General features: G+C 63.9%; 24 protein-coding genes. 14 read left to right on the forward strand and 10 right to left on the reverse strand.

All coding sequences use genetic code 11. The annotated features are described in order from the left end of the window. Positions 1-9: 9 nt before the first annotated feature. Positions 10-1,422 carry an acetate metabolism transcriptional regulator RamB gene (gene ramB / locus ASG84_RS00510; RefSeq protein WP_057475105.1) on the reverse strand — a complete coding sequence of 471 codons (1,413 nt, stop codon included), beginning with the start codon at positions 1,420-1,422 and terminating at the stop codon, positions 10-12. A 147-nt stretch (positions 1,423-1,569) separates the two neighbouring features. Between ramB and ASG84_RS00515 the strand changes: the two genes are divergently transcribed. Next, entirely contained in the window at positions 1,570-1,974 is a 405-nt protein-coding gene (locus ASG84_RS00515; protein ID WP_057475106.1) for an SPW repeat domain-containing protein, read from the forward strand. Between the two features lie 183 nt (positions 1,975-2,157). On the opposite strand, the gene ASG84_RS00520 is transcribed toward ASG84_RS00515, so the two are convergent. Then, the gene (locus ASG84_RS00520) at positions 2,158-3,009 is read right to left on the reverse strand and encodes a DUF559 domain-containing protein (protein WP_057475107.1); all 852 of its coding nucleotides are present in this window, start codon (positions 3,007-3,009) and stop codon (positions 2,158-2,160) included. A 532-nt stretch (positions 3,010-3,541) separates the two neighbouring features. Here ASG84_RS00520 and aceA point away from each other — a divergent pair. From aceA to ASG84_RS00540, 4 genes are all read left to right on the forward strand, one after another. After that, on the forward strand, positions 3,542-4,831 hold the full coding sequence (aceA, locus tag ASG84_RS00525) for an isocitrate lyase (protein ID WP_032386173.1): 1,290 nt from the start codon (positions 3,542-3,544) through the stop codon (positions 4,829-4,831). Between the two features lie 155 nt (positions 4,832-4,986). Next, positions 4,987-5,862 (forward strand): 3-hydroxybutyryl-CoA dehydrogenase, encoded by an 876-nt coding sequence (locus ASG84_RS00530; protein WP_082520706.1) that lies wholly within the window; start codon positions 4,987-4,989, stop codon positions 5,860-5,862. Positions 5,863-5,927: 65 nt separating this feature from the next. After that, on the forward strand, positions 5,928-6,203 hold the full coding sequence (locus ASG84_RS00535; protein WP_057475109.1) for a hypothetical protein: 276 nt from the start codon (positions 5,928-5,930) through the stop codon (positions 6,201-6,203). Between the two features lie 96 nt (positions 6,204-6,299). Next, entirely contained in the window at positions 6,300-7,340 is a 1,041-nt protein-coding gene (locus ASG84_RS00540) for an NAD(P)-dependent alcohol dehydrogenase (protein WP_057475110.1), read from the forward strand. Between the two features lie 53 nt (positions 7,341-7,393). Here the strand turns inward: ASG84_RS00540 and ASG84_RS00545 are convergent, their stop codons facing one another. After that, a complete protein-coding gene (locus ASG84_RS00545; protein WP_057475111.1) occupies positions 7,394-8,251 on the reverse strand; it encodes a polyphosphate kinase 2 family protein in 858 nt (285 codons plus the stop codon). Between the two features lie 33 nt (positions 8,252-8,284). Here ASG84_RS00545 and ASG84_RS00550 point away from each other — a divergent pair, with 33 nt between their 5' ends. Then, entirely contained in the window at positions 8,285-8,746 is a 462-nt protein-coding gene (locus tag ASG84_RS00550) for a PPOX class F420-dependent oxidoreductase (protein ID WP_057475478.1), read from the forward strand. A gap of 70 nt (positions 8,747-8,816) precedes the next feature. On the opposite strand, the gene ASG84_RS00555 is transcribed toward ASG84_RS00550, so the two are convergent. Then, positions 8,817-9,806, reverse strand: coding sequence for an iron-siderophore ABC transporter substrate-binding protein (locus ASG84_RS00555; protein ID WP_057475112.1), 990 nt, complete (start codon positions 9,804-9,806; stop codon positions 8,817-8,819). A gap of 16 nt (positions 9,807-9,822) precedes the next feature. Beyond that, a complete protein-coding gene (locus tag ASG84_RS00560) occupies positions 9,823-10,368 on the reverse strand; it encodes a type 1 glutamine amidotransferase domain-containing protein (RefSeq protein ID WP_057475113.1) in 546 nt (181 codons plus the stop codon). Between the two features lie 71 nt (positions 10,369-10,439). Here ASG84_RS00560 and ASG84_RS27305 point away from each other — a divergent pair, with 71 nt between their 5' ends. After that, complete coding sequence (locus tag ASG84_RS27305; RefSeq protein WP_156399330.1) at positions 10,440-10,616, forward strand: hypothetical protein; 177 nt, start codon at positions 10,440-10,442, stop codon at positions 10,614-10,616. Here the strand turns inward: ASG84_RS27305 and ASG84_RS00565 are convergent. After that, on the reverse strand, positions 10,613-11,350 hold the full coding sequence (locus ASG84_RS00565; RefSeq protein ID WP_057475114.1) for a TetR/AcrR family transcriptional regulator: 738 nt from the start codon (positions 11,348-11,350) through the stop codon (positions 10,613-10,615). The genes ASG84_RS27305 and ASG84_RS00565 overlap by 4 nt on opposite strands. A 73-nt stretch (positions 11,351-11,423) precedes the next feature. Here ASG84_RS00565 and ASG84_RS00570 point away from each other — a divergent pair, with 73 nt between their 5' ends. From ASG84_RS00570 to ASG84_RS00590, 5 genes are all read left to right on the forward strand, one after another. Beyond that, positions 11,424-12,698: a DUF445 domain-containing protein gene (locus ASG84_RS00570; RefSeq protein ID WP_057475115.1), complete on the forward strand. Its 1,275-nt coding sequence runs from the start codon at positions 11,424-11,426 to the stop codon at positions 12,696-12,698. A 73-nt stretch (positions 12,699-12,771) separates the two neighbouring features. Next, on the forward strand, positions 12,772-13,239 hold the full coding sequence (locus ASG84_RS00575) for a helix-turn-helix domain-containing protein (protein ID WP_045198858.1): 468 nt from the start codon (positions 12,772-12,774) through the stop codon (positions 13,237-13,239). Then, complete coding sequence (locus ASG84_RS00580; protein WP_057475116.1) at positions 13,232-14,020, forward strand: heparin-binding hemagglutinin; 789 nt, start codon at positions 13,232-13,234, stop codon at positions 14,018-14,020. Before ASG84_RS00575 ends, ASG84_RS00580 begins: the two co-directional genes overlap by 8 nt. 72 nt (positions 14,021-14,092) lie before the next feature. Beyond that, entirely contained in the window at positions 14,093-14,380 is a 288-nt protein-coding gene (locus tag ASG84_RS00585) for a DUF2516 family protein (protein WP_371828356.1), read from the forward strand. A gap of 81 nt (positions 14,381-14,461) precedes the next feature. Beyond that, positions 14,462-15,487, forward strand: coding sequence for an alpha/beta fold hydrolase (locus tag ASG84_RS00590; protein WP_057475117.1), 1,026 nt, complete (start codon positions 14,462-14,464; stop codon positions 15,485-15,487). On the opposite strand, the gene purU is transcribed toward ASG84_RS00590, so the two are convergent. Both purU and ASG84_RS00600 read right to left on the reverse strand, forming a co-directional pair. Then, the gene (purU, locus tag ASG84_RS00595) at positions 15,484-16,368 is read right to left on the reverse strand and encodes a formyltetrahydrofolate deformylase (protein ID WP_057475118.1); all 885 of its coding nucleotides are present in this window, start codon (positions 16,366-16,368) and stop codon (positions 15,484-15,486) included. The two genes, ASG84_RS00590 and purU, sit on opposite strands and share 4 nt — an antisense overlap. Positions 16,369-16,381: 13 nt before the next feature. Continuing rightward, positions 16,382-17,224 (reverse strand): class I SAM-dependent methyltransferase, encoded by an 843-nt coding sequence (locus tag ASG84_RS00600; protein ID WP_057475119.1) that lies wholly within the window; start codon positions 17,222-17,224, stop codon positions 16,382-16,384. Positions 17,225-17,283: 59 nt separating this feature from the next. On the opposite strand from ASG84_RS00600, the gene deoC reads away from it, so the two are divergent. After that, positions 17,284-17,934, forward strand: coding sequence for a deoxyribose-phosphate aldolase (gene deoC, locus ASG84_RS00605; protein WP_057475120.1), 651 nt, complete (start codon positions 17,284-17,286; stop codon positions 17,932-17,934). Positions 17,935-17,997: 63 nt separating this feature from the next. Here the strand turns inward: deoC and ASG84_RS00610 are convergent, their stop codons facing one another. Beyond that, positions 17,998-18,744, reverse strand: a complete 747-nt coding sequence (locus ASG84_RS00610; protein ID WP_057475121.1) for an LmeA family phospholipid-binding protein — start codon at positions 18,742-18,744, stop codon at positions 17,998-18,000. 110 nt (positions 18,745-18,854) lie between these two features. Between ASG84_RS00610 and ASG84_RS00615 the strand changes: the two genes are divergently transcribed. Continuing rightward, positions 18,855-19,442 carry a type IV toxin-antitoxin system AbiEi family antitoxin domain-containing protein gene (locus tag ASG84_RS00615; RefSeq protein WP_057475122.1) on the forward strand — a complete coding sequence of 196 codons (588 nt, stop codon included), beginning with the start codon at positions 18,855-18,857 and terminating at the stop codon, positions 19,440-19,442. 52 nt (positions 19,443-19,494) lie between these two features. On the opposite strand, the gene ASG84_RS00620 is transcribed toward ASG84_RS00615, so the two are convergent. Then, complete coding sequence (locus tag ASG84_RS00620) at positions 19,495-20,193, reverse strand: class I SAM-dependent methyltransferase (protein ID WP_057475123.1); 699 nt, start codon at positions 20,191-20,193, stop codon at positions 19,495-19,497. Positions 20,194-20,197: the final 4 nt, after the last annotated feature.

The raw sequence follows: 20,197 nt of genomic DNA on the forward strand, positions 1-20,197 counted from the left end.
TCCTACTCGTCAGCGAACTAGGTACGGGGACACCGAACTTCGGTGCTCGTCTATGTCGAGATCCTTGCCCAAAGGAGGGAAGGCGCGTTGTGGGCAGTTCGAGCGTTCGCAGACCCGGCAGCCCGCTCCGATCGGCGTAGCAGCCGCCGAGCCCTGCACATCCAGGCCGTCGGCATACACCAGCCTCCCGGCATGACGGAGTTCGCAACCGAGGCCGATTGCGAAGGTCTTGCCCGGCTGACCGTAACGCGCTGCTCGACGCTCCACGGTGCGCGCGATCCACAGATAGCTGCGGCCGTCGGGCATCTCGGCGATCTGCGTCATGATCTTACCGGGGTAGGCGAACGTCTCGTACACATTCCACAGTGGGCACGTGCCGCCGCTCGACGAGAAGTGAAAGCCTGTGGCGGACTGTCGTTTCGACATGTTGCCCGCGCGATCCACGCGGACGAACGAGAAGGGCACGCCCCGTAACTCGGGTCGCTGCAGGGTGGAGAGTCGATGGCAGATGGTCTCGTAACTGACCGAGAAGAAGGCCGAAAGCCGCTCGATGTCGTAGCGGAAATCTTCGGCTACGTCGTGAAAGTGGTGATACGGCAACACTGTTGCGGCAGCGAAGTAGTTGGCGAAGCCGAGTACCGCCAGCTTCTTCGACGACTCGCTGGAAAAATTGCCTTCCTCGGCCATCTTGTTCAGAAGATCTCCGCATTCGAGGTAGGCCAGTTCGGCGGCGTACCTGAACACCTTCTGCCCGCCGGACAGGTGTGGTGAAATCTCCAACACTCGTGTCTGCGGGTCGAAACGGTGCAGCACGTTCTCGCCGAGGTCGATGCGATTGACGATCTGCACGTCGTGCACCGTTCGGAGTCGCTTGGCGATCTCACCGCCCACGTCGGCGCGATGGAATCGGATCCTCGACGTCAGTGCTTCCGCCGCAGTGTCCAGCTCGTGCAGGTAGTTCTGTCGCTGATAGAAGTAGTCGCGCACTTCTTCGTGCGGCTTGCTGATCGAACCACTGCCACTGCCGTCGGAGAATCGTTCCTCGGTCGCGGCCAGCAGCTGAGCCGTCGTATTGCGGTATCGGCGGTGCATATTGACCATTGCTCGCGCCAATTGTGGGTGAGAGCTGACCATCTGGGCGATCTCGTGTGCATCGGCGTCGATACCCATGTCCTGATCGAGCGCCACTTCGCGGAGTTCGGCAACCAACCTGGTGTCGTCCTCGGAGGAGAAGAACGAGGTGTCGACGCCGAACACTTCGGAGATGCGGAGCAGCACCGGCACCGTCAGCGGTCGCACGTCGTGCTCGATCTGGTTGAGATAACTGGCGGAGATCCCCAGCTTCTGTGCCAGCGATACCTGACTCATGCTGCGTTCGCTGCGGAGCTGCCGTAGCCGCACGCCGACGAAGGTCTTGGACACATCGCCAGGCTACGCCTGCGAAGAAATGCCTTAACACCGTTCACAACTAGCTGCTGGATCACAATTCGGTGATCATCGGGAACATTAGCCGAAGTAAGGGCGTATACCGGTATACGAGCTATTCACCACGCACCTCGAGGAGCGGTCATGTCCAACCGTCAACGCACATCGGAAATCGTCAGGGACCTCGTCGTCTTCGTCACCGGAGCTGTCCTCGTTGCAGCCACCGTCTGGCTCCCCGTTCAGGGAGACCAAGAAGTCACCGGTGCCATCCTCGTACTCGGCATCCTCGCCGCCTCGTCCGCTCTGTGGGCCATCGGATCCTCGTCGAGGCAGAGCCACTGGACCCACGTGGGCCTGGGTCTCTTGCTCGCGGTATCGCCCGCATTGATGGTGTTCCCGTCCGGACTGCTGGCCGCGGACCTGTTCGCCATCGTCGGCGGACTCGTGATCGCCGCCATGGGCGCACTCGGAGTGGTCGCGTCGCGTCGGGCCCCGATCACCTCGAGGGTGGTTGCGTCCAGCGACGAGCACACCGGCGTCCGAATCTGACCTTTCCCTGCAACTGATGCTCCACTCCCCGGGTTGTCTGCGATGAACGTCGCACTCAGCCCGCGGAGTGGTGCTTTATGTGCAGTCTTTGCCGCAGTCCATCTGATGCAACGGGTGCTCCACTCGTCGCAGCAGATCCGGGAAGCCCCGCTTGTGGCCCGGCGAGTGGAGCATGAGTTGCAGTCATCGCCGCGATTCCCGACGCCGCCTGACAACGGACGCGATTTCGGCAGCTACGGCGTCCGGCGCGGCGAGCACATCGAACGCCGAGTAGCGCAGTACCAACCAGCCATCGAGCACCAGGGCGTTCTGCCTGCGTCGATCTCTGCTGAACACCTCTGCTGCACTGTGGAATTCGCGTCCGTCCACTTCGATGATGGTTCGACTGCGGCGGTCGACGAGATCGCAGACGTACGGGCCGACCGCCGCGTTCATCTCCAGACGAAGTCCTATCCGGTGCAGCGCTCGTCCCAAAGCGCGCTCCGGCTCCGAGGCGAACCTTGTCACTGCCAGCCGGACCTGACGAGCCAACTCTGCGTTGCCGCGTCGACCCGGGAATTGCTCGAGTAGGCAGATGAGCGACGCGGGGTCGAGTCCGAATTTCAGGCGTTCGTCGATTAGCAACTCGGCCTCTGGGCGGGGGAGTACCGCTAGGCAATCGAGCATCGTCTGCGCAGGAGTGGTGCAGGGCAGAGACCCGACCTCGTCGACGAGATGTGAATCGAGTGCGCGACGGTGCAGCCGCAGCCACGGCGGTGGTCGAAGCCGAGCCGAGCGAGGGACGGTCGCGTCGAGCGTGGTCGGCTCGGTAGTCCAACCGCGCAGGTACGCAGCCGACCGGTGACTGAGTACGGCGTCGGGTCGCCACAGGGTGGTGGCCTGACACCTATCCATCGTCGACGGGTCCCCAGAGATATAGACCTCGGGGAGCACACGGGTGAAGCGTCGCGAGATCGTGCTCGGATGCAGTCCGGAGGCGAGAAGCTCCCGAAGATGGGTGGGAGTGGAGCCGGCGTCGGTGTTGACGGGTGTCATGACGGCAGCGTCGTGGTTGGCTCGGGTGCTCTCCGATGCTCCACCTGGGGAAATCGAATGCCCTGTGGACAGGTGCCTACCTGTGGATGAGTGCAAGTTCTGCTCCACTCGGCGGCGTCGGTCGGGGTATCCCGGCGAAAGTGGTGTCGAGTGGAGCAACCCGTGCCATGCTCACATCGTGGGATCAGTCGGCTGTGATGTCGATCACATCATGCCGTGGTTCTGACTCGATTCAGACGCCGTCGCCAAACCGTACAAGCGTCCTGTATGAGTTTTTGTGCATTGCGTTCATCAACTGGGGATTCGTCCCTACCGGCGAGTAACACGGCCGTCCGATCGGCGAGGTTTGCCGGTGTCAAAAATTTGCAAACTTAGCAAGGGCGCTGGGAAAGCTAGCCAAGATTGGCACTAACAACTGGTAGACGCATGTTTTCGGTTGTGCCATTGTTTTGGAGTACACCAGAAGGGCCTGGCAACGATGTGAAGATTCGTCTCGAGGCAGGCCGAGAAGCAGAAGAGACTGGAGCTGAAGATGTCGACCACCGGCACCCCGAAGACCACCGCCGAGATCCAGCAGGATTGGGACACCAATCCCCGCTGGAAGGGCGTCACCCGTAACTTCACCGCACAGCAGGTCTCCGACCTCCAGGGCACCGTCGTCGAAGAAGCGACACTCGCTCGCCGCGGCAGTGAGATCCTGTGGGACCTCGTGAACAACGAGGACTACATCAACTCGCTCGGTGCCCTCACCGGCAACCAGGCCGTGCAGCAGATTCGCGCCGGCCTCCAGGCGATCTACCTCTCCGGCTGGCAGGTCGCCGGCGACGCGAACCTCTCGGGCCACACCTACCCGGACCAGAGCCTCTACCCGGCCAACTCGGTGCCGTCGGTTGTCCGTCGCATCAACAACGCACTTCTGCGCGCCGACGAGATCGCCAAGATCGAGGGCGACACATCCGTCAAGAACTGGCTCGCTCCCGTCGTCGCCGACGCCGAAGCCGGCTTCGGTGGCGCACTGAACGCCTACGAGCTGCAGAAGGCCATGATCGTGGCCGGCGCTGCGGGCGTGCACTGGGAAGATCAGCTCGCATCGGAGAAGAAGTGCGGCCACCTCGGCGGCAAGGTGCTCATCCCCACTCAGCAGCACATCCGCACCCTGACCTCCGCACGTCTGGCATCGGACGTCGCCGACGTGCCGTCGGTCATCATCGCCCGCACCGACGCCGAGGCAGCCACGCTGATCACCTCCGACGTGGACGAGCGCGACCGTGAGTTCCTCGACGGAACCCGCACCGCAGAAGGCTTCTTCGGCGTGAAGAACGGCATCGAGCCCTGCATCGCTCGCGCCAAGGCCTACGCACCGTACGCAGACCTCATCTGGATGGAGACCGGCGTGCCGGACCTCGAGGTCGCCAAGAAGTTCTCCGAGTCGGTTCGCAGCGAATTCCCGGACCAGCTCCTCGCCTACAACTGCTCGCCTTCGTTCAACTGGAAGGCACACCTGGACGACGCCACCATCGCGAAGTTCCAGAAGGAGCTCGGCGCAATGGGCTTCAAGTTCCAGTTCATCACCCTCGCAGGCTTCCACTCGCTCAACTACGGCATGTTCGACCTGGCACACGGCTACGCCCGCGAAGGCATGACCGCGTTCGTCGACCTGCAGGAGCGCGAGTTCAAGGCCGCCGAAGAGCGTGGCTTCACCGCCATCAAGCACCAGCGTGAGGTCGGCGCGGGCTACTTCGACCGCATCGCCACCACCGTCGACCCCAACACCTCGACGGCAGCACTGAAGGGCTCCACCGAAGAAGGCCAGTTTCATTAACCGCCTCTCCTGACCTTCAGCGCACCAGTCAGGCGGTCCGCAACTTTCGTTGCGGGCCGCCTGTTCTGTATCACGAAGGTCTTGGGTACCCGGCAAGAGTTACCCCATCTCGCGTCAAAGCTGTTGTTGCGCAATGCATTTCAAAGGAGTTTGCTGTGACGGTCGAGAGGGTGGGGATCGTCGGAGCGGGGCAGATGGGGGCAGGAATCGCGGAGGTCTGCGCCCGCGCCCATGTCGACGTGTTGGTGCACGAACAGACTCGCGAATTGGCCACTGCCGGTCGCAGCCGCATCCTTCGATCACTCGACCGCGGCGTCAGCAGCGGCAAGATCACCGAACGTGAACGCGAGCAGGCAGCATGCAAGCTGCGCTTCACCTCCGATCTCGCAGACTTCGCCGACCGTCAACTCGTCGTCGAAGCGGTGCTCGAAGACGAGAAGATCAAGGCCGACATCTTCGCCGAGCTCGATGCCGTCGTGGTGGACCCCGGTGCCGTCCTTGCCTCCAACACCTCATCGATTCCCATCACGACGCTCGGATCCGCCACCACGGCCCCGAGTCGAATCGTCGGACTGCATTTCTTCAACCCGGTACCGGTACTGCCACTCGTCGAGCTCGTCACCACCGATGCGACCTCCGAGGCAGTTGCCGATCGCGCCGAGAAATTCGCCGGCGACGTTCTCGGCAAGCAGGTGGTGCGCTCCGCAGACCGGTCGGGTTTCGTCGTCAACGCGCTGCTCGTGCCGTATCTGCTCTCGGCCATTCGCATGGTCGAATCCGGATTTGCCACCAAGGAAGATGTCGACAAGGCAACCGTGCTGGGACTCGCACACCCGATGGGGCCACTCGCACTCGCCGATCTGATCGGTCTCGACACCGTGAAAGCCATTGCAGATTCGATGCACTCCGAGTTCGCAGAGCCCTTGTTCGCCGCCCCACCGTTGCTGTTGCGCATGGTGGAGGCCGGGCAGGTGGGCAAGAAGACCGGAGTCGGGTTCTACCGCTACGAAAACGGCCGGGTCGCAAAGTAACCGGCGTCTCGTAGCGCTATTGTCGTTTTGCCAGTTCAACCACGTCGATCGCAGGGAGCGCGTCAGTGAGCAAGTCCAAGAAGTCGAACGGTCTGGTCACCAAGGCATTCGGAATCGGATTGGCCGCCACCGGCGCCGCCCACTTCGTGGTCCCCGAGGCCTTCGAGGGAATCACCAAGCTCCCGTTCCCGAAGGACACGCGAACCTGGATCAGTCGCAACGGGGCCACCGAATTGGCAGTCGGCGTCGCGATCGCGTACCCCAAGACACGCAAGATCGGACTGATCGGTCTGGTGGCGTACGTTGGGTGGCTGGGCGTCAACATCGCCAAGAACGGCTGACGTTACTGTTGCGAAAGACTCGTTTAGCTAAGGAATAGCCTGGTCGAAGCGGTAGCTGTGTTGCGCTTACACAGATGCGTAGGTAGCAATGTAGTTATGACTTCAGCTACCGCTTACCAGGCCACCGCTCCGGACGCCCCGCTCGAGAAGGCGACGATCGAACGCCGCGCAGTCGGACCGAACGACATCCTCATCGACGTCAAGTTCGCCGGCATCTGCCACTCCGACATCCACACCGCCCGGAACGAGTGGGGCGGCACCACCTACCCAGTCGTTCCCGGACACGAGATCGCCGGCATCGTGGCCGAGGTCGGCTCCGATGTGACCACCCGCAAGGTGGGCGACCGCGTCGGCGTCGGCTGCTTCGTCGACTCCTGCGGCAAGTGCGAGGCGTGCCTCGACGGCGACGAGCAGTACTGCACCAAGGGCGTCGTCCAGACCTACAACTCGGAGACCTACGAGGGTGAGTTCACCAACGGTGGCTACTCCACCCAGATCGTCGTCACGGAGAAGTTCGTGCTCGGCATCCCCGAGGGCGTCGAGCTCGACGTCGCGGCACCGCTGCTGTGCGCAGGCATCACGCTGTACTCGCCGCTGAAGCATTGGGGAGCGGGCCCCGACAAGAAGGTCGCCATCATCGGCATGGGCGGCCTCGGCCACATCGGCGTCAAGATCGCCCACGCCATGGGTGCACACGTCACCGTGCTCAGCCAGACGGACGCGAAGGAAGCCGACGGCAAGGCCTACGGTGCCGACGAGTACTACGCCACCAAGGACACTTCCGCGCTCAAGGATCTGCAGGGCAAGTTCGACCTGATCCTGAACACAGTTTCCGCGAACCTGCCCATGGGCAAGTACCTCGGCCTGCTGGCCCGCAACGGCACCCTCGTCGAGCTCGGTGTTCCCGAGAAGCCCCTCGAGGTGCCGGCCTTCAACCTGCTGGCCAACCGTCGTTCGTTCGCCGGTTCCATGGTCGGCGGCATCGCCGAGACCCAGGAAATGCTGGACTTCTGCGCCGAGCACCACATCGGTGCCGAGATCGAGCTCATCCCGGCCGAGAAGATCAACGAGGCCTACGACCGCGTCGTCAAGTCCGACGTGCGCTACCGCTTCGTGATCGACGCAGCGACGTTCTGATTTTCGACTGACAGCACGAAGGGCCCGCGACGCGATGTTGCGGGCCCTTCTCGTCAGCTTTCGGCGAGTCGCTGCTTCTCGTGCTCGACGTCGAAATCGGCTGCGGGCCAATCGAGATCGAGCTTTTCGAGCGCGTCGATCAGAATCTCGGTAACTGCCAACCTGCTGTACCACTTACGGTCGGCGGGCACGACGTACCACGGTGCGTGATCGGAATCCGTGCGATCGAGAACTCGCTGATACGCCGTCCGGTACTGCGGTAGGAAACCGCGCTCGGTGACATCACCCGGGTTGTACTTCCAATGCTTCTCGGGGCGATCGAGCCGCTCCTGCAAGCGCTTCTTCTGCTCGTCCGACGAGACGAACAGAGCAACTTTGACGACGACGGTGTCTTCGTCGACCAATTCCTTCTCGAAGGCGTTGATCTCGTCGAATCGCTTCTCCCACACCTGTCGTGGCACCAGATCGTGCACGGCAACGACGAGTACGTCCTCGTAGTGCGAGCGATCGAACACCCCGATCCGACCGGCTCGCGGAAGTGCCTTGCGGATACGCCACAGATAGTGGTGTTGCTTCTCCTCCTGCGTCGGAACCCCGAACGACGCCAAATCGACGCCTTGTGGATCCACCATCCCGATGACGTGCTTGACCATGCCGCCCTTGCCTGCAGTGTCCATCCCCTGCAGCACGAGCAGGACGGATTTGGTACCCCCGGCGCGTCCGTGGGCATACAGCTTCTCCTGAAGCGCGGCCAGGACCGCGCCGCGCTGCTCGAGGACGTCGTTGCCGTGTGCTTTCTTGCCGTCGAAACCCGGAGTAGCAGTGAAATCGATGTCCTCCACCCGTGGAGAGGAACCGGCGCGCAGCACGTCGACGGGAGACAGCGTCCACAAATTCGAGTTGTCGGCCATGGTTGAGGACACTACTTCTCTACGATGGAACGCATGGCCCCTACGATTGCAAAAGCTGAATCCGCAACGCGTGAGCAGCTACTCGAGTTCGTCTCTCCGCGACATCACCACACGTTGATCACCCGCAAACGCGACGACGGTCTGCAGGTCTCGCCGGTGTCCGCGGGAGTGGACTCCGAGGGTCGCATAGTGATCGCCACGTACCCCGAGCGGGCGAAGGTGCACAACATTCGCCGCAACTCGGCGGTGACGGTGCTGGTGCACAGCGACGATTGGAACGGCGACTACGTGCAGGTAGACGGAACGGCCGAGATCATCGATCTCCCCGACGCCGTCGAGCCTCTGGTGGAGTACTTCCGTAGCATCGCCGGCGAGCACTCGGATTGGGACGAGTACCGCGCGGCGATGGTGAAGCAGGGAAAGTCGTTGATACGCATAGTGATCGACAGCTGGGGCCCGATCGCCGCGGGTGGCTTCCCCCCGGGGAGGGTGTAACAAGCCCTCCGGGAAGAGTGTGACAAGCCCTCCGGGAAGAGTGTGACAGGCCCGCCAGGGAGAGTGTGATCTAGCCCTTCAGCGGTGCTGCGAACAGTGGCACTGCGTTCTCCAGTGCGTATCGGGTACCCGCGACCGAGGCGGCCGAGAATGCGTTGGACAGGTTCGTGTCACCGAGCACCACGAGGCGTCCGTCGCGTGCCGACGGCAGACCCTGGATCGACGGGTTGTCGGTGATCACCTCGGGTCCGGTGCCGATGGGGAACATGACCGTCAGGTCGGCGTCGAGCGCGGCGATGTTCTCTTCCGACAGTTCGATGCTGAACGCTCCGGGTTCGGCGAGATCCTGGACGGCCGGGGTGTTCGTCAGGCCGAGTGATTCGAGGAAGTCGACGCGGGTGTCGCCCTGCACGTAGGCACCGACCTGTCCGCTGTAGAGCGTGCCGACGGCGACTGTCTTGCCTGCGAACTCCGGGTTGGCGGCGACGGTCTCGTCGAACTGAGCCTTGGTGTCGTCGACGAGTTTCTTGCCCTCGTCGATTTTGCCGAGAGCCTGCGCGACGATCTCGGTCTGGCCGTCCCAGGTGGTGCCGTAGGCGACGTCGGTTCCCGGCGGTGCCGCGACGGTGGGCGCGATGTCGGACAGATCGTCGTAGACGGCTTTGTCGTTGGTGCTTCGCGTCCACAGAATCAGGTCCGGTGCCAGAGCCGCGACCGATTCCAGGTCGACGTCGAAGGTCCCGACGATCGCGGGATCGGTGTCGTAGGACTCGTCGACCCACGGACCCAATCCGTTTCCGCCGACGCCGAGCCAGTCACTGGCACCGACGGGTTGAACGCCCAGGGCCAGCGCTGTCTCGGCATCGGACCAGCCGAGTGCCACCACGCGCTGGGGGTTCGAGGGCACTTCCACCTCGCCGAACATGTCGGTAACGACGATGCCACCCGACTCGGCGGAATCGGAGCTGCCGCCGTCACCGGCGTCGGAGCTGCATGCGGTCAGGGTGAGAGCGAAGGCGAGGGCTGCCGCAGGCAACGTCAGGGAACGAGAAATGCGCATAGGGCACGCTAACCTATCAAGCGGCGAAAAGCTCCACGATCTTCGCGCAGAAGGCCGGCAGGTCGTCCGGGTTGCGGCTCGAGACCAGGTTGCCGTCCACTACTACTTCCTCGTCGACGACGGTCCCGCCTGCATTGCGGATGTCGGTCCGGATGCTCGGGTAGGACGTCAGCGTTCGGCCCTTCAGGACGTCGGCTTCCGCGAGGGTCCAGGCACCGTGGCAGATGACGGCCACAGCTTTTCGGGAGTCCATGAACGCGCGAACGAACTCGACAGCGTCCGCATCGACGCGGAGTTGGTCGGGATTGGTGGTTCCGCCGGGCAGGATCAACGCGTCGAAGTCCTCGACCGAGACCTCTGCGACGACGCGATCGACCGTGAAGGTGTCGGCGGCATGAACGTCGCTCTCCATGGCTTGGATGTCACCGTGGTCGAGTGAAACCAATGTGACTGTGGCTCCGGCGTTTTCGACAGCTTCGCGGGGCTGCACCAGCTCCACTTGCTCGACACCGTCGGTGGCGAGAATGGCGACGCGGCGTCCGGACAATGTTTGTGTGGTCATGGTATTTCGGATTACCGGCATGCTCGAGTTTCAAACGAGAACGGGTGCACTGCGATGGTACGAATGGAGACATGAGCGAATCATCCATCGAAACTCCGACCGAGGACCGCGTCGAGCAGAATCTGCCGATCATGGACGAGCCCGACGAACCGAGTGCGGATGATCTACCCACCGAGGCCGATGCCTCGGACGTGCTGGATCAGCGCGCAGAAGTGCCTCTGGACGACGACGATCGGTACGAGCGTTAGGGTTTGGGCTCGTCGTCGACCAGCGGATGCGGCTGCGATTTGAATTTCGCGGGCGACCCGTCGGCCATCGCGACACCGTGGATGCCGCCCCACATCATCATGCACAGGTAATCGATCAGGTCGTCTGCCGACATGGACTTGTTGGAGATCCACCAGTGGGTGGCCAATTGGACCGCGCCCACGATGGCGAAGGCCCACGGCACCGATCCGCCGGAATCCATCTCACGTTGACGGAGGCGCTCACCGAGGACGGTCGAGAGCAACTCGGCAATCATTCGCTCGGACTCGGCGACGACATCGCGGTTGTTGCCCGCGTTGTTCGCCATGACGTAGAGGTACACCTCGGGATCGGTGGCAACGGTCTCGACATAGGCGGTCACCACCACGCGGGTGAGCTCGTACTCGTCGAGTTCGTGTGAGATGGCGGAGTAGATCCGTGGGGCAAGTGTCGTTTCGACGTACCGCGACATGGTGGCGCTGGTCAGATCGTTCTTGTCGGTGAAGTAGCGGTAGAGCACCGTCTTCGAGATACCGATCTCCGACGCGATCTCGTCCATTCCGATCTCGCGGCCACGCAACCGAATCGCGGCCAACGTGCCGTCGACCAGTTCCTCGCGTCGAGCGATCTTGTGCTCGCGCCACCGACGTTTGCGGCCGTCCGGCTTCTCGGCCTTGGGCTTGTCCTCGCTCGGCTCGGACTCGTCCAGCTTTGCCTCCGTCGTATTTCTCGCCACATCTCCACCCTATGCGCCTGCTCCGACACCATTGCAGGCTGCGTCCGGTTGATCCGTCACATTTCTGGGCACAATGTCGGTTGTGCAGCTCATGAACTTCGACGACGACACCAAGCGCCGCGACCTCCGCAAGATGAAAACGGTCGCGACGGGCTTCCTCGTCTTCGCATCGGTCGTCTACCTGTTCTGTCGGTGGCAGGAGTCGACGGGTGCGGGGGCCTGGGTGGGCTACGTACGCGCCGCGTCGGAGGCGGGCATGGTCGGCGCGCTCGCGGACTGGTTCGCGGTGACCGCGCTGTTCAAGCATCCGTTGGGCATCCCGATTCCCCACACGGCGCTGATCAAGAAGAAGAAGGATCAGCTCGGGGCGAGCCTGAGCTCGTTCGTCGGCAGTAACTTCCTTGCGCCCGAGGTGGTGTCGGAAAAGGTTGCGTCGGCGCAGGTTCCGTTGCGGTTGGGTACCTGGCTCGCTCAGCCCGACAACGCCGAACGCGTTGCAGCCGAAGCGGCGACCGTGTTGCACGGTGTGGTCGACGTGCTCAACGACGAAGACATCACCGCGGTGATCGACAGCACCATCGTGCGCCGACTCGCCGATCCGCAGTGGGGGCCGCCCATCGGCCGCATCCTCGACGAGTTGCTCCGTGAGAACCGTCAATTGCCGCTGATCGACATGCTTGCCGAGAGGGCTCATCAGTGGGCACTGGGCAGTCAGGAAATGATCGATCGCGTCGTGGCCCGGGACTCCCCGAACTGGTCGCCGAAATTCGTCGACACCCTGCTCGGCGAGAAGGTCTACAAGGAGCTCGTCGAGTTCACCTGGAAGATCCGATCCAACCCCGAGCACGACGTTCGTCTTGCCGCCAACAAGTTCCTCATCGATTACGCCAACGATCTGCAGCACGACCCCACCACCATCGAGAAGGCCGAGAAGCTCAAGGCGCAGATCATGGGGCGCGAGGAGATCACCGGCCTGGCTGCCGCCACCTGGAAGGTCGCCAAGCGTCTGATCACCGAGTCGGTCGACGATCCGACGAGCACGCTGCGCACCAAGATCAAAGAGAACACGGTCAACTTCGGCATTCGTCTGCGCGACGACGACGAGTTGCGCGCCAAGGCCGACGGTTGGTTGCTGGGTGGGGCCCGTTACATCGCTGCCAACTATGCCGACGAGATCACCACGATCATCGGCGACACCGTCGCTCGTTGGGACGCCGAGGAAGCGAGCAAGAAGATCGAACTGCAGGTCGGACGCGATCTCCAGTTCATTCGGATCAACGGAACCGTCGTCGGATCCATCGCCGGACTGGCCATCTACACGGTCTCGGATCTGATCTTCGGACACTAGTGCTAGCAGAGTGCTTGCAATAGTTAGCACCCTTCGGTACCGTCCAGTAGGACACCGAAAACAGGAGGCCGAGATGGCCGAGAACGAGGGGGATCTGGTCGCCAAGGCGACCGAGGCGACGCAGGTGGTCGCCGAGGCAGGGGATCTGGTCGCTGCCGTCGTGACGACAGCAGCCCAGGACATCGGAAGCTACATCCGGTCGCAACGGGAAGCCGCGCAGGTATCGATGCGGCAACTCGCCAGTCGGGCCGGAGTGAGCAACCCCTACCTGAGCCAGATCGAACGCGGACTGCGAAACCCGTCCGCAGAAGTACTAGCGCAGATAGCCAAGGGTCTGCGTGTCTCCTCGGAGGTGCTGTACGTCCGGGCCGGGATCTTGGAAGCGCGTCCCCACGGTCCGGTGCGCGAAGCTCTGCTCGGCGATGAGCACATCACCGAACGGCAGAAGCAAGTGCTGATCGAGATCTACGACTCGTTCTGTCGTGAGAACGAGTCGACGCAAGAGCCCGAACCCGACGAACAGGAGACACCCGATGTCTGATTCCAAGAACTTCGAGAACGTCAAGACCCCCATCTTTGCAGCCGTCGGTGCCGGCGACGCTGTCGTTCAGGCCGTGGCGGACGTCGTCGCTCAGGTGCGTTCGCGCGCCGAGACCCGCACCAACGAGGTCAACGCTCGACTCGCCGACATCTCCGAAGAGGTCACCGAGGGCGTGGAGAACCTCCGCGAGCGCCTCGCCGCCCTGCCCGCGGAACTCCCCGACGAGATCGCCGAACTGCGTGAGCGCTTCACCCCCGAAGAGCTGCGCAAGGTTGCCGAGGCCTACCTCAAGGTTGCCTCCGACCTCTACACCTCCCTCGCCGAGCGCGGCGAAGAGGCCGTCGAGCGCATCCGCCGCACGCCCGCCGTCGAAGAGGGCCTCGAGCGCGCCAACACTGCAGCCAACGACGTCGTCGACCTCACCGAGCAGGCTCTCGGAACCGTTGCTTCGCAGACTCGCGCAGTCGGCGAGCGCGCCGCAGCTCTCGCCGGCATCGCGTCGGACAAGGTTCGTGAAGGTGCCGAGGAGATCTCTGACGCAGCCGACGAGCTCGCCGAGAACATCGACGAAGCAGGCGACGAGGCCAAGGACAAGGCCATCAAGACTTCCGACAAGGTGAGCGGCGTCGCGGGAACGGTCGAGGCCAAGACCCGCAGCAACGCGAACTCGCCGATCAAGAAGACGCCGGCACCGGCCAAGAAGACGGCACCGGCACCGGCCGCGAAGAAGGCCACCCCGGCTCCGGCCAAGAAGGCTCCGGCGAAGAAGACCACTCGCTAAAGCATTCGTAAAGAAAACGACCCCTGCGCCGCGCGGTGCGGGGGTCGTTTCTCGTACACTGACCGCGTGAGCATCGCCGGCAGCTTCAGCTACTACATCCTTACCTTCCTGCAGATCCTCGGAGTGGTAGGTGCAGGATTCGCGATCTTCCACGCACTGCGTCAGCGCGCGGACGCTTTTCCTGCCGTGGACAAGCTGACCAAGAACGCCTGGCTGGCCATTCTGTTCGTAGGTCTGTTACTGATCCTGGTCTCCGGAGTGATCGGATTCCTGGGCATCATCGGCGTCGTCGCTGTGTGCGTGTATCTCGTCGACGTCCGACCCAAGATCGACAGCATCCAACGCGGACCCCGCTGGTAGGCAGGCGCATCGACGCCCACGAGATCGTGGGCGTACCGTCTACCGCACCCGCCAGGGGGTCGAGGTAGAGGGGATTTTTCTGTGGTTTCTCGCAAGGTAGTCGAACGTGTGCTGCTCGGAATCGGCGGCGCGGCCGCGGCTGCGTCGGTCGGTGCCTTCGTCGTCCGACGGCGTCGCCTGCATTCGTTCACCAAGACGACCGACGTGCGTCCCGACGAGCTTCTGCAGCACCCCACGATCGAGCCGCACATCACCGAGGTGGTCACCGACGACGGAGCTCATCTGCACGTCCGTAGCTACGGTGAAGCAGATGCCGAACCGATCGTCTTCAGTCACGGCTGGACGTGCTCGGCCGACTACTGGTTTCCACAGGTCAACGCCCTCGCCGATCGATACCGCGTCATCACGTACGACCAGCGTGGCCACGGCCGCAGCGATGTCGGAACGCGGCCGCTGAGCCCGGACGTGCTGGCCGACGACCTCGCCGCAGTGCTCGCCGCGACCGTCGTCGAAGACAACAAGGCCGTCCTGGCGGGGCACAGCATGGGCGGTATGTCGATCATGGCGTGGGCCGGAAACTACCCCGAACAGGTCGATCGACTCGTCAGTGCCGTGCTCCTCGCCAGCACCGCCACCGACTCTCTGGTCCGCGAGACCACCGTCATCCCGTTGCCGCAGCGCTTCCCGCGCGTTCCGGCACCGGTCGGTCGAGCCGTACTGAGCTCGGCGCTGCCGCTCCGGCCGTCACCGGTGACGCGTCAAGCCATCAAATACATCTCGATGGCCCCCGGAGCCACGGCAGCCGAGGTGGCGTTCTGCGAGAAGATCGTGCTCGAATGCGCCCCGCGCACACGAGGCATTTGGGGCGCGGCCATCAGCGACCTCGACATCCGCGAGGCGCTGGCGAACATGTCCGTACCCACCAGCGTCCTCGTCGGATCTGCCGACCGGCTCACCCCGCCGGTGCACGCCCGCAAACTGGCCCGCGCCCTGGACGATCACGACCACCTGAGCCGATTGATCGTGATCCCCGGCATCGGTCACATGAGCTCGGTGGAAGCTATCGACGAATTCAACACCGAAGTGGTGCGGCTGAGAAATCTCTAGCTGAACACCACGGTCTTGCGGCCGTGTACCAGCACCCGATCCTCCAGGTGCCAACGCAGACCACGGGAGAGCACCAGCTTCTCGATGTCGCGGCCCTGACGCACCATGTCGGTGGTCTCGTCGGAATGGTCGACCCGGATGACGTCCTGCTCGATGATCGGGCCCGCGTCGAGTTCGGCGGTGACGTAATGGCACGTCGCACCGATCAGTTTGACGCCCCGGGCAAAGGCTTGGTGGTAGGGCCGAGCACCGACGAACGACGGCAGGAAGCTGTGGTGGATGTTGATCGCCCGCCCCGCCCAGTGTTCGCACAGTGATTCCGGCAGCACCTGCATGAAGCGCGCCAGCACCACTGCGTGGGGGTCGTAGGAGTCGACCAGCGAGCGCACCTTCTCGAAGGCAGGCCCGCGCTCGGCCGGATCCTTGGCGAACTCGACGTGATGGAACGGTGTGCCGTGCGCGGCAGCGATCGGCTCGAGCGACTGGTGGTTGCCGATCACCGCGGAGATCTGCGCAGGCAGTTCGCCGCCCGCCGCGCGTCCGAGCAGATCGTGCAGGCAATGCGCTTCCTTGCTGACGAGCAGTACCACGCGCTTCGGTTCGCCCGAATCATGCAGTGTCCATTCGGTTTCCGGCCCGAGCTCGGCGGCTACCTCGGCGAACCGTGCGCGCAGATCCTCGATGCTCATATCCACCGACGACGCCCGCACGGCCTGCCGGGTGAAGAACCAACCGGTGTCTGGATCGGCGTGATACGCGGCCTCGACGATCCAACCGCCGACGTCGGCGAGGAAGGTCGAGATGCGGGCGACGATGCCCGTCTTGTCGGGGCAACCGAGAGACAGAACGTAGCGGCGGTCCTCGGACACGGAAGAACTCATGCCGACGATTCTCTCAGGGCGTGCGGACCCCGGTTGCCACCAGTGTCCCGAGATCGATCGAATCGATCCCGCGCTCGATCAGTAGCGCCGAGAACTCGGCCCTCATCTGCGTGCGCGTTCCGTCGTCGAACGGAGTGAGCGCACCGCGCAGGGCGCTGCCCAGCACGAAATCCCACACGAACGACGGGGTCGCCGGTACGTGGTTCGACAGCTCGACGATCCGGACGTCGGATGCGCCGGCTGCGGTGAGCCAGGCACCGAGGAGATCCGTTGTCTCCATCCTGCGGATCGGGTGATCGTCGAATCCCGCCGCCGGATCGGGTGCGCTGCCCGCGCTCGACGGCCAGTGTCTGCCGACCACGTCGAAGAATGCGGCCGAGTAATCCCGGACCGAGCCCTCGCGCCACACCGTCACTCCGACACGCCCGCCCGGGCGAACCAACGAGACGAGTCGCGCAAAATCCTGCTCGGGATCGGGAAGGAAGAAGATGCCGTACGAGCAGGCCAGCGCGTCGTATCCGGCATCCGGAACCGTCGACGGCGGCTCCCACTCGGTGGCGTCGGCGACGACGAAGTCGATGTTGCGCAACGCCCGATCGGTGGCCTTCCTGCGGCCCACCTCCAACAGATCGTCGGCGAGGTCGATGGCATGCACGACGCCGTCGGGTCCGACGGCGGCCGCTGCGGGAATTGCCGACGCCCCGGTGCCGGAGCACACGTCCAGAACGGCGTCGCCGGTAGCCAACTCGAGGGCGAAAGCGAGCGATTGCCCGGCCGGCCCCCAGACCTGCGGCGTCACCGCGTCGAATTCCCTGCTGGTGGCATTGAACGTGGCGGCGAGCGACTCTGCGGTCATGACCGAAAATCGTAGACCGACAGGGCTGCGATCGGCAGAGCTGTGAAAAGCTGGACCCTATGACACTCACCCGCGCCGCCCTCGCCGGAATGGTCGACCACACCCTGCTCAAGCCCGAGGCCACGACCGCCGACGTGAACGCTCTCATCGAGGAGGGACGTGAGCTCGGAGTGCTCGCGGTGTGCGTCTCGCCTTCGATGCTGCCGATTCGCGCCGAGGGAATGCTGACCGCCGTTGTCGCCGGATTCCCGTCGGGTAAGCATCATTCGTTGATCAAGGGATCCGAGGCGCGCCTCGCGGTGCAGCAGGGTGCCGACGAGGTCGACATGGTGATCGATGTCGGAGCCGCTATTGCGGGCGACTACAACGCCGTTCTGGCCGACATCGTGACAGTCCGTGAAGGCATCGGCAACGCAGTACTGAAGGTGATCATCGAATCGGCAGCGCTATCCGACGAAGCGATCGTCGAGGTGTGCCGCGCAGCAGAAACCGCGGGCGCGAACTTCGTCAAGACATCCACCGGATTCCATCCGGCAGGCGGCGCAAGCGTCGAGGCCGTGCGTCTGATGGCGGAAACGGTCGGCGGTCGGCTGGGCGTCAAGGCCAGCGGCGGCATCCGTACGACGGAGGCCGCCCTGGCGATGATCGACGCGGGCGCAACACGATTGGGGCTGTCGGGTACCCGTGCGGTGCTGGACGGTCTGAGCTAGAGCGACTTCGTCGCACGTGCACGGGACTTCGTAGCCCGCTACGAAGTTCCGTGCACATGGGGGCTAGGCGACGAGTGAGCAACCCTCGGGGGTCTGCTGATTCTGGTTCTGCTGAGTCGCGGGGATCGTGTACTGCCCGCCCTCGAGTGTGAGCTCGATACCGGAGTCGGTGACGGTCAGCGACGTCGGCGTCATGTCCAGCGGGTACGCCTGCAGGCTGTCGGTCAGCACTCCGACGACGGAGTCGACCAGGTCGGTGGGGATACCGAGACCCAGGATCGACGCGTCGACGGTCTGGAAGTCGACGCGGCCGTCGGCGACCTGCGGCTTGACGGTCAGGTTCGCGAGCGCGCCGACCGCGAATTGCAGGGTGCCCGCAGATGCATCCGAAGTGACGCCCGAGACGATCGCGCCGATGCCCTGGCTCTGCAGGGTGCGGGTGATGCCGTCGGTGGACCACGCGATGTCGGCACTCGAGCTGCCGATGGTGCCGCCGGAGTCTGCGGACTGGGTGAGGTTCAGATCGCGTGCCTCGGCATGCACGACCATGCCCTCGGCCGGCCCGAATCGCGCGTCGTCGCTGTCGACGGTGACCGACGAGACCTTCTTGTCCACCAAGGAGAGGAGTACCGGCTTGAGGCCGAGACCGACCTCGACCTGGCTGCCGAGCTCCGATTCGAGCTGGCCGGCGAGGCAGGACTTGATCTGCTGACGCACGAACAGCTCGCCACCGATGACGGCGACGAGGAGGACTACAACGACGGAGACTGCAATCAACGGCACGCTGCTGCGCTTGGCTGTGGAGGACATTCCCGGCAGTCTTCCCGATGATTCTGAGCAAGCTCTGTGAAACTCGCCGGACAGATGTCTCCGATACCAAAGTTTGTGATCTGTAACACATTTTGACGTAGGCTTGCGGCATGGGTACGACAGGACCGAGTGTGCAGGAACTGCACTCGCTCGCCACTCGCCAGGACGGCTATTTCACCGCCGAGCAGGCCGGGGAGCTGGGCTTCGATCCGGCTATGGTGCGCGTCAACCTGGCCACGAACACCTGGACCCGCGTCGAGCGCAACCTGTTCCGGCTGGGTCAGTGGCCCCACAGCGAGCTCGAGGTGTTCGCGATGTGGTGCGCCTGGTTCGGCGGCGAGGCAGTGATCTCGCACCAGAGCGCCGCCGAGCTGCACGGATTCGGTCACCTGCACCCACAATTCGTGCACTTGTGCGCGTTCGGAGACCTACGCCTGAGCGATACCCGCCTGGCGGTTCACCGTCTGCGGCTCGAACCTCGAGACGTCGAATCGGCCGGCACGTTCAACATCACCACGCCGGTACGGACGGTGCTCGATCTCGCCGCCGGGGGAATCTCGCAGCTGACCCTCGACGAGGTGGTGTGCGACGCGGTGGCGATCGGTCGCGTCGACCCGCAGGCGCTGTACTCCGAGGCCGCCAGCAGCACCGACCGAGTGGCCGAACGCGTCGAGCTGGCATTGTCTGCCTGCACGTAGCCACAGAATCGGGTGCAGCTGACCGCGCTCACCGCGGTCAGCTGCACCCGATTCACATAGCTGGGGCGACCGTCGACCAGGGAACTGTCAGCACGTTGTCTCGCATGCGGCGGCGGGGGAGTGTGATCGGAAGCCCCTGTTCGGCAAGTATTTTCAGAGCCGCGCGCCAGCGTAGGCGGGGACCGAACGGGGCCAGCGGCGCCGAGACCGACCACGCTCGATCAGCGCGCTGCAGTAGTTCGTGGATCAGCTCGCCCTCGATGTTGCGGTGTATCAACACCTTCGGGAGCCGCTCCGCGATGTCCGACGGCATCTCGACGTCGAAAGGATCCCAGGCCAGAGTCAGAGACCGCGGGCCATCGGCGTCGAGCAACACCCACGCGCAGCGTCGCCCCAACTCGTCACAGGTACCGTCCATAAGCAGGCCGCCGGGTGCCAGGCGGGACTGAATGCGTTGCCACGCAGCAGGAACCGCGTCCTCCGGATATTGCCGCAGAACGTTGAACGCGCGCACCAAATGTGGGCGCAGACCGGCCAATTCGAAACCACCGCGGGCGAACTCCACGCCATCACTCCCCGGGACGACGCGAGCGGGGTCGATCTCGAGGCCCGTCACGCGGATATCGGGTCTGATGGTGCGCAGTCGACCGGCCAGCTCGAGCGTCGTGTTCGGCATCGCCCCGTACCCGAGGTCTACGACGAGGGGATCCGGTGCTTCGCGCAGGACGCGTCGAACATCGGGGTTGTGCATCAGC

The sequence above is a fragment of the Rhodococcus sp. Leaf278 genome (assembly GCF_001426085.1).
Classification (GTDB): domain Bacteria; phylum Actinomycetota; class Actinomycetes; order Mycobacteriales; family Mycobacteriaceae; genus Rhodococcoides.